Raw genomic sequence first — 14022 nt, forward strand, 5'->3', positions numbered from 1 at the left:
GTCGGCGTCGCCGCGCAGTTCGTGCGGCAGGACCTTGCCCTGCGCGGTCCACTTCTCGCGGCCCTGGCCGCTGGGGAAGGTGCCGGTGACCAGTCCGGGGACGACCACGACGTCCCACTCCAGGCCCTTGGACTTGTGCGCGGTGAGCACCTTGACGGTGTTCTCGCCGCCGGGCAGCGCGTTGTCGAGGCCCTTCTCGTACTGGGCGGCGGTGCGCAGGAAGCCGAGGAAGGCGAGCAGGCCGGCCTCGGCGTCCCCGGCGGCGAAGGAGGCGGCGATGTCGAGGAAGTTGGAGAGGGTCTCGCGGCGGCGGGCGGCCAGGGCGTGCGGGGACGCCGACAGTTCGATCTCCAGGCCGGTGACGGCGAGGACGCGGTGCAGGACGTCCATCAGCGGGTCGGCCAGGGAGCGGCGCAGGTCGCGCAGTTCGGCGGCCAGCCGGGCGAACCGCACGCGCGCGTCCGGCGAGAAGGGCAGCCCGTCGTCGTCCCCGTGGCCGTCCAGCGGGGTCTCCAGGAACGTGTCGAGGGCGTCGGCGAGCGAGATCACCTCGGACGGGTCGACGCCCTCGACGGCTTCGGCGAGGCGGCGGTCGGGGTCGTCCTCGCCGTCCACGCGCGCGTGGGACACGAGCAGGCGCGCGCGGCGGCCGAGGAGGGCGAGGTCGCGCGGGCCGATGCACCAGCGGGGGCCGGTCAACAGGCGGACGAGCGAGGCGTTGGCACCGGGGTCCTGGAGGACCTCGCAGACGGCGACCAGGTCGGCGATCTCGGGCAGGTGCAGCAGCCCGGACAGGCCGACGACCTCGACGGGTACGTCCCGGGCGACGAGGGCGCTCTGGATCTCGGCGAAGTCGGTCGCGGTGCGGCACAGGACGGCGATCTCGCCGGGCTCCTTGCCGGTGCGTACGAGGTGGGCGAGGGAGTCGGCGATCCAGTCGAGCTCCTCGGCGTGGGTGGGCAGCAGGGCGCAGCGGACGGTGCCGTCCCGCTCGGCTCCCGGGGCCGGGCGGAGGGCTTCCACACCCGCGTGCATGGCCCGCAGGGGCTCGGCGAGGCCGTTGGCGAGGTCCAGGAGGCGGCCGCCGCTGCGGCGGTTCTCGCTGAGCGACTGGCGGGTGGCGGGGCCGCCGTCGGCCCGGGCGAAGTGTTCGGGGAAGTCGTCGAGGTTCGCGACGGAGGCGCCGCGCCAGCCGTAGATCGCCTGGCAGGGGTCGCCGACGGCGGTGACCGGGTGGCCGGTGCCGCCGCCGAACAGGCCGGCGAGGAGGACGCGCTGGGCGACCGAGGTGTCCTGGTACTCGTCGAGGAGGACCACGCGGAACTCGTCGCGCAGGACGCGGCCCACCTCGGGGATCCGGGCGAGCCGGGCCGAGAGGGCGATCTGGTCGCCGAAGTCGAGCAGGTCGCGTTCGCGTTTGGCGGCCCGGTAGCGCAGGACGAGGTCGGCGAGTTCGCGCCGCGCGGCGGCCGCTTCGGGCACTTTGCGCAGGTCGGCGTTGGTGAGCTTGGTGTTCTCCAGGGTGCGCAGCAGTTCGGTGTCGTGGCCGCGCAGGTCCTCGGGCCGTACGAGGTGCTCGGAGAGTTCGCCGTCGAGGGTGAGGAGGTCGCCGACCAGGTCGGCGAAGGAGCGGGTGAGGGCGGGGTAGGGGCCGGGGGCCTCGCGCAGCACCCGCGCGGCGAGCTGGTAGCGGGTGGCGTCGGCGAGGAGGCGGGAGGTCGGTTCGAGGCCGATGCGCAGCCCGTGGTCGGTCAGGAGGCGGCCCGCGAAGGCGTGATAGGTGGAGATCACCGGTTCGCCCGGCGGGTTGTCCGGGTCGATGGTGTCCGGATCGGTGACGCCCGCCTTGATCAGCGCCTTGCGGACGCGTTCGGCGAGTTCACCGGCGGCCTTGTTGGTGAAGGTGAGGCCGAGCACCTGCTCCGGGGCGACCTGGCCGGTGCCGACCAGCCACACCACGCGTGCCGCCATCACCGTCGTCTTGCCGGAGCCCGCTCCGGCCACGATCACCTGAGGAGCGGGCGGCGCGATGATGCAGGCCGTCTGCTCGGGAGTGAAAGGGATCCCGAGGAGCTCCTTGAGCTGCTCGGGATCGCTGATGCGTGCATGCACATGCAGAGGCTAGCGGCGGCCGCTGACAAAAAGGCCGTACCGTCCCTCACCTGCCGGAGAACCGCAGGTCGGCGCGGGTGGTGCGATGCGTCACGCCGACCGTCTGCGCCCCGCGCCAGGTCGTGTGTCCCACCTGGTCGTGCGTCCCACCAGGTGGTGTGTCCCACCAGGTTGTGCGTCCCACCAGGTCCTGTGCCTCCGGGCGTGCACCGCCCCTCGCGCGCCTCACGGGGCCGTGGGCGCCACCGCGACGATCCGCCCGGTCACTCGATCACGTGCCGGCCCTCGGGGCGGGCGCTGCAGGAGGCCCGGAAGGCGCAGTGGGCGCAGTGCTGCCCCGCGCTCGGGGTGAAGCGTTCGTCGAGGACCTTCCCGGCGGCCGTCGCCAGCAGGTCGCCGACCCACTCCCCCTGCTCCCCCTCCAGCGGCTCCTGGGCCTGCACCTTGGGCAGGGTCTCCCCGCCGTCCCGCTTGGCGGCCGGCTGGCGCAGCTGGACCAGTTCGGCGCCGCCCGTCCCGGGCCGCGTCCCGTCGAACACCTCGTCGACGGCACCCTCCTGCACGGCGAGCTGGTAGACGGCGAGCTGGGGGTGGCGGGCCACCTCGGCGGAGCTGGGTGCGTGCTTGCCGGTCTTGAAGTCGACGACGTAGGCGCGGCCCTCGCCGTCGGCTTCGACGCGGTCCATCTGACCGCGGATGCGGACCTCGTAGTCGCCGGCTTCGAGCCGGACGTCGAAGTCGTGCTCACTGGCCACCGGGGTGCGGCCGGTGCGGTCCATGACGTGCCATTTCAGGAAGCGTTCGAGGGCCACCCGCGCGTTCTGCTTCTCCTGCTGGGACTTCCAGGGCGCGTCGAAGACGAGTGCGTTCCACACGGAGTCGAGCCGTTCCATGAGGACGGCGAGGTCGGCCGGAGTGTGCCCGGAGGCCACCTCGTCGGCGAGGACGTGCACCACGTTGCCGAATCCCTGGGCGGCGGTCGCGGGGGCGTCGGCCTTCACCTCCCGGCCGAGGAACCACTGCAGGGCGCAGGTGTTGGCGAGCTGGTCGAGGGCGCTGCCGGAGAGCACGACGGGCTGGTCGCGGCTGCGCAGCGGCACCTTGCTCCGGGTGGGCTCGTACATGCCCCACCAGCGGTACGGGTGGGCGGACGGCACCAGGGGGCGGCCGTCCTCGTCGGCGAGGGCGGCGAGCCGGGCGAGCCGGCGGGCGGCGGCCTCCCTGAGGGTGTCGGAGACACGCGGGTCGACGGTGGTGGCACGCAGTTCGGCGACGAGCGCGGCGACGGACAGCGGGCGGCGCGGGCGCCCGGTGACGTCCTTGGGCTCGACGCCGAGTTCGGTCAGGAAGCGGGAGGGCTGGTCGCCGTCGTCGGCGGGGGCCTTCACGGCCGTCACGACGAGCCGTTCACGCGCGCGGGTGGCGGCGACGTAGAACAGGCGGCGTTCCTCGGCGAGGAGCGCACCGGGGGTGAGCGGTTCGGCGAGCCCGTCGCGGCCGATGCGGTCGGCCTCCAGCAGGGAGCCGCGGCGGCGCAGGTCGGGCCACAGGCCCTCCTGGACACCGGCCACCACGACCAGCCGCCACTCCAGGCCCTTGGCGCGGTGCGCGGTCATCAGGCGTACGGCGTCGGGGCGCACGGCGCGACGGGTGAGGGTGTCCGCGGCGATGTCCTCGGCGTCGATCTCCTCCAGGAAGTTCAGGGCGCCGCGGCCTCCGGTGCGTTCCTCCGCACGGGCGGCGGTGGCGAACAGGGCGCACACCGCGTCGAGGTCCCGGTCGGCGTTGCGGCCGGCCGCACCGCCGCGGTGGGCGGAGCGTTCCAGTCGCGCGGGCCACGGGGTGCCGTCCCACAGGTCCCACAGCGCCTCCTCCGCGGTGCCGCCGCTCGCCAGGCGTTCACGTGCCGTGCGCAGCAGCGTGCCGAGCCGCTGGGCTCCGCGCGCGTAGGCGGGGTCGTGCACGACCAGCCGCTCGGGTTCGGCCAGGGCCCGCGCGAGGAGTTCGTCCGAGGGCGGTGGCAGCACGTTGCCCGCGGCCCGCTCCTCCTCGCGCAGGGCCCGGCCGAGACGGCGCAGGTCCGCGGCGTCCATGCCGGCGAGGGGGGAGGTGAGCAGGGTGAGCGCGGTCTCGGTGTCGAGCCAGCAGGGTTGCTCCGACCCCGCCTCCTGTGTCTGTCCCTTTTCCCGCCCTTGTTCCTGCCCCGGAGCCTCCTGCCCCTGCCCCTGCTCCTGCCCCGGAGCCTCCGGATCCTGCTCCGGCCCGTCGGCCGCCTCCGCCGTCGCCACCGCTCGCAGGGCCGTGAGCAGCGGGGCCACCGCCGGTTCGTGGCGCAGGGGAAGGTCGTTGCCGTCGACGTCCACCGGGACGCCCGCCGAGGCGAGGGCCCGGCGGACGGCGGGAAGGGTGCGGGAGCCGGCCCGCACCAGGACGGCCATGTCGTTCCAGGCGACGCCGTCCTCCAGGTGGGCCCTGCGCAGGATGTCGGCGATGTTGTCCAGCTCCGTGCCGGAGGTCGGATACGTGTAGACCTCGGCCCGGCCGCCGTCCCGCACCGGGGTGAGCTCCCGGTGGGCGCGGACCTTCTCGGCGGGCAGCCGGGGCAGCGGCATGCGCTGGGTGATCAGACGGGTGGCGGCCAGCAGGGCCGCGCCGGAGCGGCGCGCGACGCGCAGCACCTCGACCGGGGCCGGACGGCCGTCCGCGCGGGGGAAAACGTCGGGGAAGTCCAGGATGCCGTTCACGTCCGCGCCCCGGAAGGCGTAGATCGACTGGTCCGGGTCGCCGAGGGCGACCAGGGTGCGGCCGCCGCCGGCCAGCGCCTGCAGCAGCCGCACCTGCGCCGGGTCGGTGTCCTGGTACTCGTCCACGTAGACGGCGTCGTAGCGCGCGGCGAGCTGCCGGGCGGTCTCGGGGCGGCGGGCGAGGAGCACCGCGCGGTGGACCAGTTCGGCGTAGTCGAGGACGCCCTGCAGGTCGAGGACGTCGAGGTACTCGGCGAGGAAGGCGGACGCCGCACGCCAGTCGGGGCGTCCGATGCGGCGGGCGAAGGCGTCCAGGGCGTCGGGGCCGAGGCCCAGCTCGCGGCTGCGGGCGAGCACCGCGCGGACCTCGTCGGCGAAGCCGCGGGTGGTCAGGCAGGCGCGCAGTTCGTCCGGCCAGCGCACATGCGCCAGGCCGAGGCGCTCCAGGTCGACCTGACCTGCGAGCAGCTCCCGGACAGTGACGTCCTGCTCGGGGCCCGACAGCAGCCGCAGCGGCTCGACGAAGAGGTCGCTGTCCTGGTGGGCGCGGATCAGGGCGTAGCACAGCGAGTGGAACGTGGTCGCCTGGGGCGCGTGCGCGGCCCCCGTGCGCAGAGCCATGCGGTCGCGCAGCTCGACCGCCGCCCTGCGGCTGAACGTCAGCACGAGGATGCGTCCGGGATCACCTCCGCGGGCGATCCGCGCGGCCACCGACTCGACCAGTGTGGTCGTCTTCCCGGTGCCCGGACCTGCGAGGACGAGCATCGGTCCGGTCCCGTGGTCAACCACGGAGCGCTGTGCGGCGTCAAGCCGAGGGGGGGATGTACGGGCCGGCGGGGTACGGACCAGTCGATGAGCGCCACGGTTCCCCCGCCGCACCTGGGGGTGCGACAGGCCATTGCTGGAGAAAGAGGAGCTCACGTGGTTCGCCGGTCCTGGTGGGTGTGCTGGTTGCCGTTCCACCGCGTGTGGAGGGCGGTGGCCGCGGGGTCGAGGGGGACACGTGCGGTTGACGCTACGCCGACAGAGAGTATGGAAGCAGAGCTTCCGTTTCTTCCCTCCCGGCACCTGCGGCACTCGTGCCACCCGCCTCACGAACGTACGTCATGCCACGGACGTGTCCTGTTTTCCCTGTACGGCTCACAGGCCGTACGGCGGTACGTCCGAGGGCGGAAGCCGGCCGATGTGATCCCCCGCGTGCTCGTCGCCGTCCGCGAGCCCGTCGCCGTCCCACCGCGCGCGCTTCATCTCGAGGCGCGGCAGGTGCCCCTCGGCGGCCCGGCTCGTCTCCTTCAGGGGAGTCCCCTCCGCGCGGTAGTGGTCGAGGGCTCTCAGCTCGTGGCCCGGCAGCAGCACCCCGTCCGCGCGGACGACCCGCCACCACGGGACGGCTCCCCCGTAGAGCGCCATCACGCGCCCGACCTGCCGGGGACCGCCCTCCTCCAGCCACTCGGCCACGTCGCCGTACGTCATGACGCGGCCCGGCGGGATCCGCTCGGCCACGTCGAGGACACGCTCGGCGTACTCGGGCAGGGCGTCCGCGTGCTCCGGACCGGTGTCGGACGGAAGGCGCTGCTGGCTCATCCGTCCCATCCTGCACCACTCCACCGACAACGCGGGCGGCGATGTGTCGCGTACCGGGGCATGTGTACACCTCGCCCGGGAACCGCGCTTCGGGCAGACTGTGCGACCCCGCGCGTCGACCCTGCTGCCCGCGTGCGACGGCGCGGCATGCCACCATCGTGCGGGCGGTGACTGGTGATAAGAGATCAAGAAGAGGCAATGACGGAGCAGGGTGCGCACCCCGGGGACACGGCGGGCACCCCTGCCGCTTCGTCGCGCCCGGACCCCGGTCGCACCGGTCCACAGGGCATCGATCCCATCGAGCCCATCGATCCGCAGAACGCCGACACCGAGGACGCCGACACCAAGGACGCCGGCACCGAGGCGGCCGGGAAGCAGGCCGCTCTGGACGCCCACCGCACCGACGGCACGAACGGCACCGATCCGGCGCACGTCGAGGAGGTCGAGGGCGACGAACCCCTCCTCCCCGCGCGCGTGCACCGTCCGTCCGATCTCATGCGGCTCCTGGTGGGCGTGCTCGCCATCGGGGTGCTGCTGGCGATCGCCGCGTTCGCCCACGGCACCACCTCGGGGCTGGAACAGGACATCACCAAGGGCACCGGTCAGGCGCCCGACCTGCTCATCAAGATCGCCGGTCTGGCCTCCAGCATCGCGATCCTCCTGGTGCCGGTCGCCTTCGCCATCGAACGGCTGATCAAACGGGACGGGCTGCGGATCGCCGACGGGGTGCTCGCCGCCGTCCTCGCGCACGGAGTGACACTCGCCACCGATCTGTGGGTCGCGCGGGCGGCCCCCGGCTCGATCCAGGAGGCGCTGACCCAGCCCTCCCCCGGCGACGTCCACGCCCTCACCGATCCGGTGCACGGCTATCTGGCACCCGTCATCGCCTACATGACGGCCGTCGGCATGTCCCGCAGACCCAGATGGCGCGCGGTGCTGTGGGTCGTGCTGCTGCTCGACGCCTTCTCGATGCTGGTCACCGGGTACACGACTCCGTTCTCGGTCATCCTGACGGTGCTGCTCGGCTGGACCGTCGCGTACGGCACCCTCTACGCGGTCGGGTCGCCCAATGTGCGCCCCACCGGGCAGACCCTGATGGCGGGTCTGCGGACCGTCGGCTTCCGTCCGGTGAGCGCGTCCCGCCAGGAGACGCCGGACGCCGTCGAGGCCGGGGACCGGGGCCGCCGGTACTTCGTCACCCTGGAGAACGGTCCGCCGCTGGACGTGACCGTGGTCGACCGCGAGCAGCAGGCGCAGGGTTTCTTCTACCGTGCGTGGCGCAATCTGACCCTGCGCGGCTTCGCCACCCGCAGAAGCCTCCAGTCCCTGCGCCAGGCGCTCGAGCAGGAGGCACTGCTGGCGTACGCGGCCATCGCGGCCGGTGCCAACGCGCCGAAGCTGATCGCGATGTCCGAGCTCGGGCCCGACGCGGTGATGCTCGTCTACGAGCACAGCGGCGGGCGCACCCTCGACTCGCTGCCGGACGAGGAGATCACCGACGCGTTGCTGCACGACACCTGGCGTCAGGTGCAGGCGTTGCAGTCCCGCCGGATCGCACACCGCAGGCTGGTCGGCGACGCGATCCTGGTGGATCGTTCCGGCACGGTGATCCTCACCGATCTGCGGGTCGGGGAGATCGCGGCCGGCGAAGTGCTGCTGCGCATGGACGTCGCCCAGCTGCTGGTGACGCTGGGGCTGCGGGTGGGCGCCGAACGCGCGGTGGCCTCGGCGCTGGGCGTGCTCGGCCCCGACGCCGTGGCGGACTGCCTGCCGATGCTTCAGCCGATCGCGCTGAGCCGCTCCACGCGCGCGACGCTGCGCCGGCTCGCCCGGGAGCGGGCCGAGCGCGAGCGCGAGGCGGTCCTGGAGGCCTCCCGGCAGGCCAAACTGCTGCGCGCGGAGCAGGCCGCGGACCTCTCCGGGGAGCCCTCGGCCGCCGGGCCCGCCGCCGCGGGGAAGCCCGACAAGAAGGCCGTACGCGCGGAGCAGCGGGCCGAGAAGCGGGCGCTCGACGAGGCGCTGGAGGAGGCCCGCGAGGAGGACATGCTCACGCAGATCCGGCACGAGGTGCTGCGGATCAGGCCGCAGGCGCCGGTCGAGCCGGTCCGCCTGGAGCGGGTGCGTCCGCGCACGCTGATCAGTTTCATCGCCGGCGCCATCGGCGGGTACTTCCTGCTGACGCAGCTCACCCACATCGAGTTCGGGCCGCTGATCGCCAACGCGGAGTGGGGCTGGGTGGCTGCGGCCGCGCTGTTCTCGGCCGCCAGCTACTTCGCCGCCGCCCTGGCGCTGCTGGGGTTCGTGCCGGAGCGGGTGCCGTTCGTCAGGACGGTGGCGGCGCAGGTCGCCGGTTCCTTCGTGAAGATCGTCGCCCCGGCGGCGGTGGGCGGTGTCGCCCTGAACACCCGGTTCCTCCAGCGTGCCGGGGTGCGCCCGGGGCTCGCGGTGGCGAGTGTCGGCGCCTCCCAGCTGTTCGGGCTGGGCTGCCACATCCTGATGCTGCTGGCGTTCGGCTATCTGACCGGTACCGAGAAGACTCCCTCGCTGTCACCGTCCCGTACGGTCATCGCGGGTCTGCTGACGGTGGCGGTGCTGGTGCTGGTGGTGACCTCGGTGCCGTTCCTGCGGAAGTTCCTCTTCACCCGTGTGCGATCGCTCTTCGCGGGTGTCGTGCCGCGGATGCTCGATGTGCTGCAACGCCCGCAGAAGCTGGTCACCGGCATCGGCGGCATGCTGCTGCTGACCGCCTGCTTCGTGCTGTGCCTGTACGCCTCCGTCCATGCGTTCGGCGACGGGACGACGTCGATCAGCCTGGCCGGTGTCGCGGTGGTCTTCCTCGCGGGCAACGCGCTGGGGTCGGCGGCTCCCACCCCGGGCGGTGTGGGAGCGGTCGAGGCGACGCTGACGGTCGGTCTGATCGCGGTCGGACTGCCCAGCGAGGTCGCCGCGCCGGCGGTGCTGCTGTTCCGGCTGCTGACCCTGTGGCTGCCGGTACTCCCGGGATGGCTGGCCTTCAATCACCTCACCCGCAAGGAAGCGCTGTAGCCGCAGCAGGCGGCACGAGCAGACAAAGAACACCATGAAACAGCAGGTCAGGAGGTTGTCCACAGGCTTCCGCGGCGAACGCGGGACCTGCCTACCATGGCCTGACCGCCATCCGCCGCACGGTGCGGACGGCCCGCGAGGGGAATGGGGCACATGACGCGTTTCGCACGGTGGACGGCTCTGGCGGCCTGTGCCGCGCTGCTGACGGCAGGGTGCAGCGGCGGCGGCTCCGACGACCACGACAGGGGCGGTACGGCGATCGACTGGGGGCGCTGCGAGGCCTCCGGGGACACGCCCGCGCCCGGTGAGGAATGGCAGTGCGGCACACTCCGGGTGCCGCTCGACTGGTCGGAACCGGACGGCGGGACGATCGGGCTGGCGCTGATACGGGCGAAGGCCACGGGGGACGACCGCCTCGGGTCCCTGCTGTTCAACTTCGGCGGGCCCGGCGGCTCCGGTGTCTCCATGATGCCCTCCTACGCCACCACCGCCTCGAAGCTGCGCGAGCGGTACGACCTGGTGAGCTGGGATCCGCGCGGGGTGGCCGCCAGCGAGGGCATCCGCTGCCGGGACGACGAGGAGATCCAGGCGGCCGAGTCGGTGGACTCCACCCCGGACACCCCGGCCGAGGAGCAGGCGTACCTCGCGGACGCGGCGGACTTCGGCAAGGGCTGCCAGGAGTCGGCCGGCAAGCTGCTGGCCCATGTGTCGACCACCGACACCGCCCGTGACATGGACCGCATCCGGCAGGCTCTGGGCGACGACAGGCTCAACTACTTCGGCATCTCCTACGGCACCGAACTCGGCGGCGTCTACGCCCATCTGTTCCCGAAGAGGGTGGGGCGGCTGACCCTCGACGCGGTGGTCGACCCGAGCGCCGACACGGTGGGGCACGCCGAGAACCAGACCCGCGGATTCCAGCGCGCGCTGGACAACTATCTGAAGTCCACCGGCCGGGACCCCGGGCAGGGGTCGCGTGAGATCGCGGAGCTGCTGGACCGGATCGACGCCGAGCCGCTGCCGACGTCCTCGAAGGGGCGGGAGCTGACCCAGTCGCTGGCGCTGACCGGCATCGTCCTCCCCCTGTACAGCAAGGACGGCTGGCCGGTGCTGACCAGCGCGCTGGAGGCGGCCGAGGAGGGCGACGGTTCGGAGCTGCTGGCGCTGGCCGACGGCTACAACGAACGGGACGCGTCGGGGAAGTACGGCACGACGACCCACTCTCAGCGGGCCATATCGTGCCTGGACGACAAGCAGCGGATGACCGCGGCCCAGACCGAGGAACTGCTGCCGGAGTTCGAGCGGATCTCGCCGGTGTTCGGCTCCTTCCTCGGCTGGGACACGGCCGGCTGGTGCCACGACTGGCCGGTCCCCGGTCAGCACGACAGCCCGGAGGTGAGCGCGCCGGGTGCCGCTCCGGTCCTGGTGATCGGCAACACCGGCGATCCCGCCACTCCGTACGAGGGCGCTCGGCGGATGGCGGACGAGCTGGGCGAGGGCGTGGGGATCGTGCTCACCTGGGAGGGCGAGGGCCACGGCGCGTACGGCAGTGGGAGCGACTGTGTCGATTCCACCGTGAACGCGTATCTGCTGGACGGCACGGTGCCGAAGGACGGCAAGGTCTGTTCATGACGGCGGCGGGGGCCCCACGCACCCGTGGTGCGTGGGGCCCCCGCCCGGGACCTCTGTCCGGGGTCGCGGTGGCGACCCGGGGCCTGCCGATCGGTCAGTAGATCGGCTTCGCCGGCTCGATCTGGTTGACCCAGCCGACCACGCCGCCGCCGACGTGGACGGCGTCGGCGAAGCCCGCGGACTTCAGGACCGCGAGGACTTCCGCGCTGCGGACGCCCGTCTTGCAGTTCAGGACGATCTTCTTGTCCTGCGGGAGGCTCTCCAGGGCGCTGCCCATGAGGAACTCGTTCTTCGGGATCAGCCGGGCGCCGGGGATGGAGACGATCTCGAACTCGTTCGGCTCGCGGACGTCGATGATCTCGATGTTCTCGCCCTCGTCGATCCACTCCTTGAGCTGCTTGGGAGTGATCGTGGAGTCGGCGGCCGCCGCCTGGGCCTCCTCGGAGACGACGCCGCAGAAGGCCTCGTAGTCGATGAGCTCGGTGACGGTCGGGTTCTCGCCGCAGACCGCGCAGTCGGGGTCCTTGCGGACCTTGACCTGGCGGTACTGCATCTCCAGGGCGTCGTAGATCATCAGGCGGCCGACGAGCGGCTCACCGATGCCGGCGAGGAGCTTGATGGCCTCGTTGGCCTGGATGGAACCGATGGACGCGCACAGCACGCCCAGGACGCCGCCCTCGGCGCAGGAGGGGACCATGCCGGGGGGCGGGGGCTCCGGGTAGAGGCAGCGGTAGCAGGGGCCGTGCTCGGACCAGAACACGGAGGCCTGGCCGTCGAAGCGGTAGATCGAACCCCAGACGTAGGGCTTGTTCAGCAGCACGCACGCGTCGTTGACCAGGTACCGGGTCGCGAAGTTGTCCGTGCCGTCGACGATGAGGTCGTAGTCGCTGAAGATGCCCATCACGTTGTCGGCCTCGAGGCGCTCCTCGTGGAGGATCACGTTCACGTAAGGGTTGATGCCCTTGATCGTGTCGCGCGCGGACTCGGCCTTGGGCCGGCCGATGTCGGCCTGGCTGTGGATGACCTGTCGCTGCAGGTTCGACTCGTCGACCTCGTCGAACTCCACGATGCCGAGCGTGCCCACGCCGGCCGCGGCCAGATACATCAGTCCCGGCGAACCCAGGCCACCGGCGCCGACGAACAGCACCTTGGCGTTCTTCAGCCGCTTCTGCCCGGCCATCCCCACGTCGGGGATGATCAGGTGGCGGGAGTACCTGCGGACCTCGTCTACGGTGAGCTCGGCGGCCGGCTCGACCAGGGGTGGCAACGACACGGGGACTCCGTTGGTCGGTCAATCACTACGGTTGTTCTTCCCTCCAACAGTGCCATGGCCTTTTTCATTCCGAGACACCCGTCCCGACCCGCGAGACGACCTCGTCCCAGTAGCCGGGCAGCGGTTCCCAGGGGCTGACGCGGCTGTCGCGGTCGGTGCGGTCGGTGAACCAGACGGTCGCGGCGCCCTGCCAGCGGGCGATGCGCAGCGCCTCCTCCAGATGTGGCCGGGGCACTCCGTGGACGAAGTGGCAGAAGCGCTCGGGCGGGTGGTCGACGGTCCACTCGGCCACCTGTGACCAGCGGTAGTCGTGCCACGAGCCGGAGAAGGTGACCAGCTGGTCGGCGATGTCGGCGTGGCCGGGGTGCGGGTGGGTCCCGTGGCCGAGGACGATGTGGGCGTCGTCCCGGATCACCCGGAGGGCATGGACCGCGCGCCGGACCGCGGGGAGCGCGGCGCGGTCCGCGGGGCAGCGGTCCAGGAGGAATCCGTCGGCCCGGTACCAGTCGATGAACCGGTGCGCGTCCGAGAGCAGCTCGCCGACGTCCCGGAGGCCGTATGCCGAGTCGAGACGGCCCAGAATGCGGACACCGGCGTTGCGCAGGCGGCCGACCGCTTCCAGGCAGCTCGGGTCGGGGTGTACTCCGGGCCCGTCGGCCACGTTCAGGACGACCCAGTGCAGAGGGCTTGCGCCTCCCGGGCAGGTGAGCGCGTTCCACTCGGCCGGGGCGAGAAGGGGGTGCGCCAGGCCGGGCACCCCGAAGCCGGTACGGGCACCGACGCCGGCGCCGGGCCTGCTGTCGCCCGCGGCGACCGGAGGGACGGGAAGGACCGGACCGCTCGGATGGCCTGGACCGCTCGGATGGCTCCGGTTGATCAGATACGACATGCCGCCTCCATCCAGATGTCGGCGAGGGACTCCTCGAGATTGATCCGGGGGCGCCAGCCGAGCCGGTCGCGCGCGGTGCGCACGTCCGCCTGCTGCCAGCTGCCGCAGCCGTCCGGGTACGGGAACGCGACCGATGCCGCGTGCGGGTCTGACTCGCCGCGTGGGTGCCCGATGGCCGGCCTGAGATGCGGGGTGTGGGCGATGTGTCCCGCGTGACCGCCGTGACCGCCGTGGGAGGCGTGGGCCCCGGGCGGGCCGTCGAGCTCCTGGAGGGCACCGCCGTAGCCGGCCACGCGGGCGAGTACCGCGGCGGCGTCCCGCAGGCGGACGGCACGGCCCGAACCGATGTTGATGACCCCCTGCGCGGCGGAGAGCGAGGCCGCGTGCACGGCCCGGGCCACGTCCCGGACGTCGACGAAGTCGCGCTGGACGCCGAGACCGCCGAGCTTCAGTTCGCCGTCGCCGGACTGCATGGCGCGGCGCATGGCCTCGGCGAGGCGGCCGAGCGGCGAACCGGCGGGGGTGCCGGGTCCCGCGGGTGAGAAGACCCGCAGGACCACGGCGTCCAGGCCGGAGCCGAGGACGAGTTCGGTCGCGGCGAGCTTGCTCACGCCGTACGGGCCGCCGGGGCGGGGGACGGCGTCCTCCGCCGTGGAGGAGTTGGGCTGGCTGGGGCCGTACTCGGCACTGCAGCCGATCTGCACGAGCCGGGCGCCGCAGCCGCTGCGGCGCCCGGCTCGTGC

9 protein-coding genes are annotated in these 14022 nt (G+C 72.7%); 2 read left to right on the forward strand and 7 right to left on the reverse strand.

Annotated elements, in window-relative coordinates:
• The 4 genes from AOK11_RS13170 to AOK11_RS44825 form a co-directional block, all read right to left on the reverse strand.
• Positions 1 to 2112 (reverse strand): ATP-dependent helicase (locus AOK11_RS13170; RefSeq protein WP_079034813.1); only part of this gene is annotated, 2112 nt, incomplete at its 3' end.
• Positions 2113 to 2158: 46 nt separating this feature from the next.
• Positions 2159 to 2296, reverse strand: coding sequence for a hypothetical protein (locus tag AOK11_RS42790; protein ID WP_157869352.1), 138 nt, complete (start codon positions 2294 to 2296; stop codon positions 2159 to 2161).
• Positions 2297 to 2375: 79 nt separating this feature from the next.
• Positions 2376 to 5777: an ATP-dependent helicase gene (locus AOK11_RS13175; RefSeq protein WP_079034814.1), complete on the reverse strand. Its 3402-nt coding sequence runs from the start codon at positions 5775 to 5777 to the stop codon at positions 2376 to 2378.
• 219 nt (positions 5778 to 5996) lie between these two features.
• Positions 5997 to 6440: an MGMT family protein gene (locus tag AOK11_RS44825; protein WP_079034815.1), complete on the reverse strand. Its 444-nt coding sequence runs from the start codon at positions 6438 to 6440 to the stop codon at positions 5997 to 5999.
• Positions 6441 to 6638: 198 nt separating this feature from the next.
• Here AOK11_RS44825 and AOK11_RS13185 point away from each other — a divergent pair, with 198 nt between their 5' ends.
• Together AOK11_RS13185 and AOK11_RS13190 are read left to right on the forward strand one after the other, a co-directional pair.
• Entirely contained in the window at positions 6639 to 9485 is a 2847-nt protein-coding gene (locus AOK11_RS13185) for a lysylphosphatidylglycerol synthase transmembrane domain-containing protein (RefSeq protein WP_055593879.1), read from the forward strand.
• Between the two features lie 153 nt (positions 9486 to 9638).
• Complete coding sequence (locus tag AOK11_RS13190) at positions 9639 to 11117, forward strand: alpha/beta hydrolase (RefSeq protein WP_055593880.1); 1479 nt, start codon at positions 9639 to 9641, stop codon at positions 11115 to 11117.
• Positions 11118 to 11211: 94 nt separating this feature from the next.
• On the opposite strand, the gene moeZ is transcribed toward AOK11_RS13190, so the two are convergent.
• The 3 genes from moeZ to AOK11_RS13205 form a co-directional block, all read right to left on the reverse strand.
• Entirely contained in the window at positions 11212 to 12390 is a 1179-nt protein-coding gene (gene moeZ, locus AOK11_RS13195) for an adenylyltransferase/sulfurtransferase MoeZ (RefSeq protein ID WP_055593881.1), read from the reverse strand.
• Between the two features lie 64 nt (positions 12391 to 12454).
• Positions 12455 to 13279, reverse strand: a complete 825-nt coding sequence (locus AOK11_RS13200; protein WP_079034816.1) for a spherulation-specific family 4 protein — start codon at positions 13277 to 13279, stop codon at positions 12455 to 12457.
• Positions 13267 to 14022, reverse strand: a 756-nt coding sequence (locus AOK11_RS13205; RefSeq protein WP_055593883.1) for an NAD-dependent epimerase/dehydratase family protein, incomplete at its 5' end; no start/stop codon positions are given. The genes AOK11_RS13205 and AOK11_RS13200, both read right to left, overlap by 13 nt.

The organism is Streptomyces hirsutus (genome assembly GCF_001418415.1).
Classification (GTDB): domain Bacteria; phylum Actinomycetota; class Actinomycetes; order Streptomycetales; family Streptomycetaceae; genus Streptomyces; species Streptomyces hirsutus.

Bases quoted from the DNA above. Each gene is read 5' to 3' on its own strand.
- AOK11_RS13190 (WP_055593880.1), top strand. From the start codon at position 9,639: ATGACGCGTTTCGCACGGTGGACGGCTCTGGCGGCCTGTGCCGCGCTG.
- AOK11_RS13200 (WP_079034816.1), bottom strand. From the start codon at position 13,279: ATGTCGTATCTGATCAACCGGAGCCATCCGAGCGGTCCAGGCCATCCG.
- AOK11_RS13185 (WP_055593879.1), top strand. From the start codon at position 6,639: ATGACGGAGCAGGGTGCGCACCCCGGGGACACGGCGGGCACCCCTGCC.
- AOK11_RS44825 (WP_079034815.1), bottom strand. From the start codon at position 6,440: ATGAGCCAGCAGCGCCTTCCGTCCGACACCGGTCCGGAGCACGCGGAC.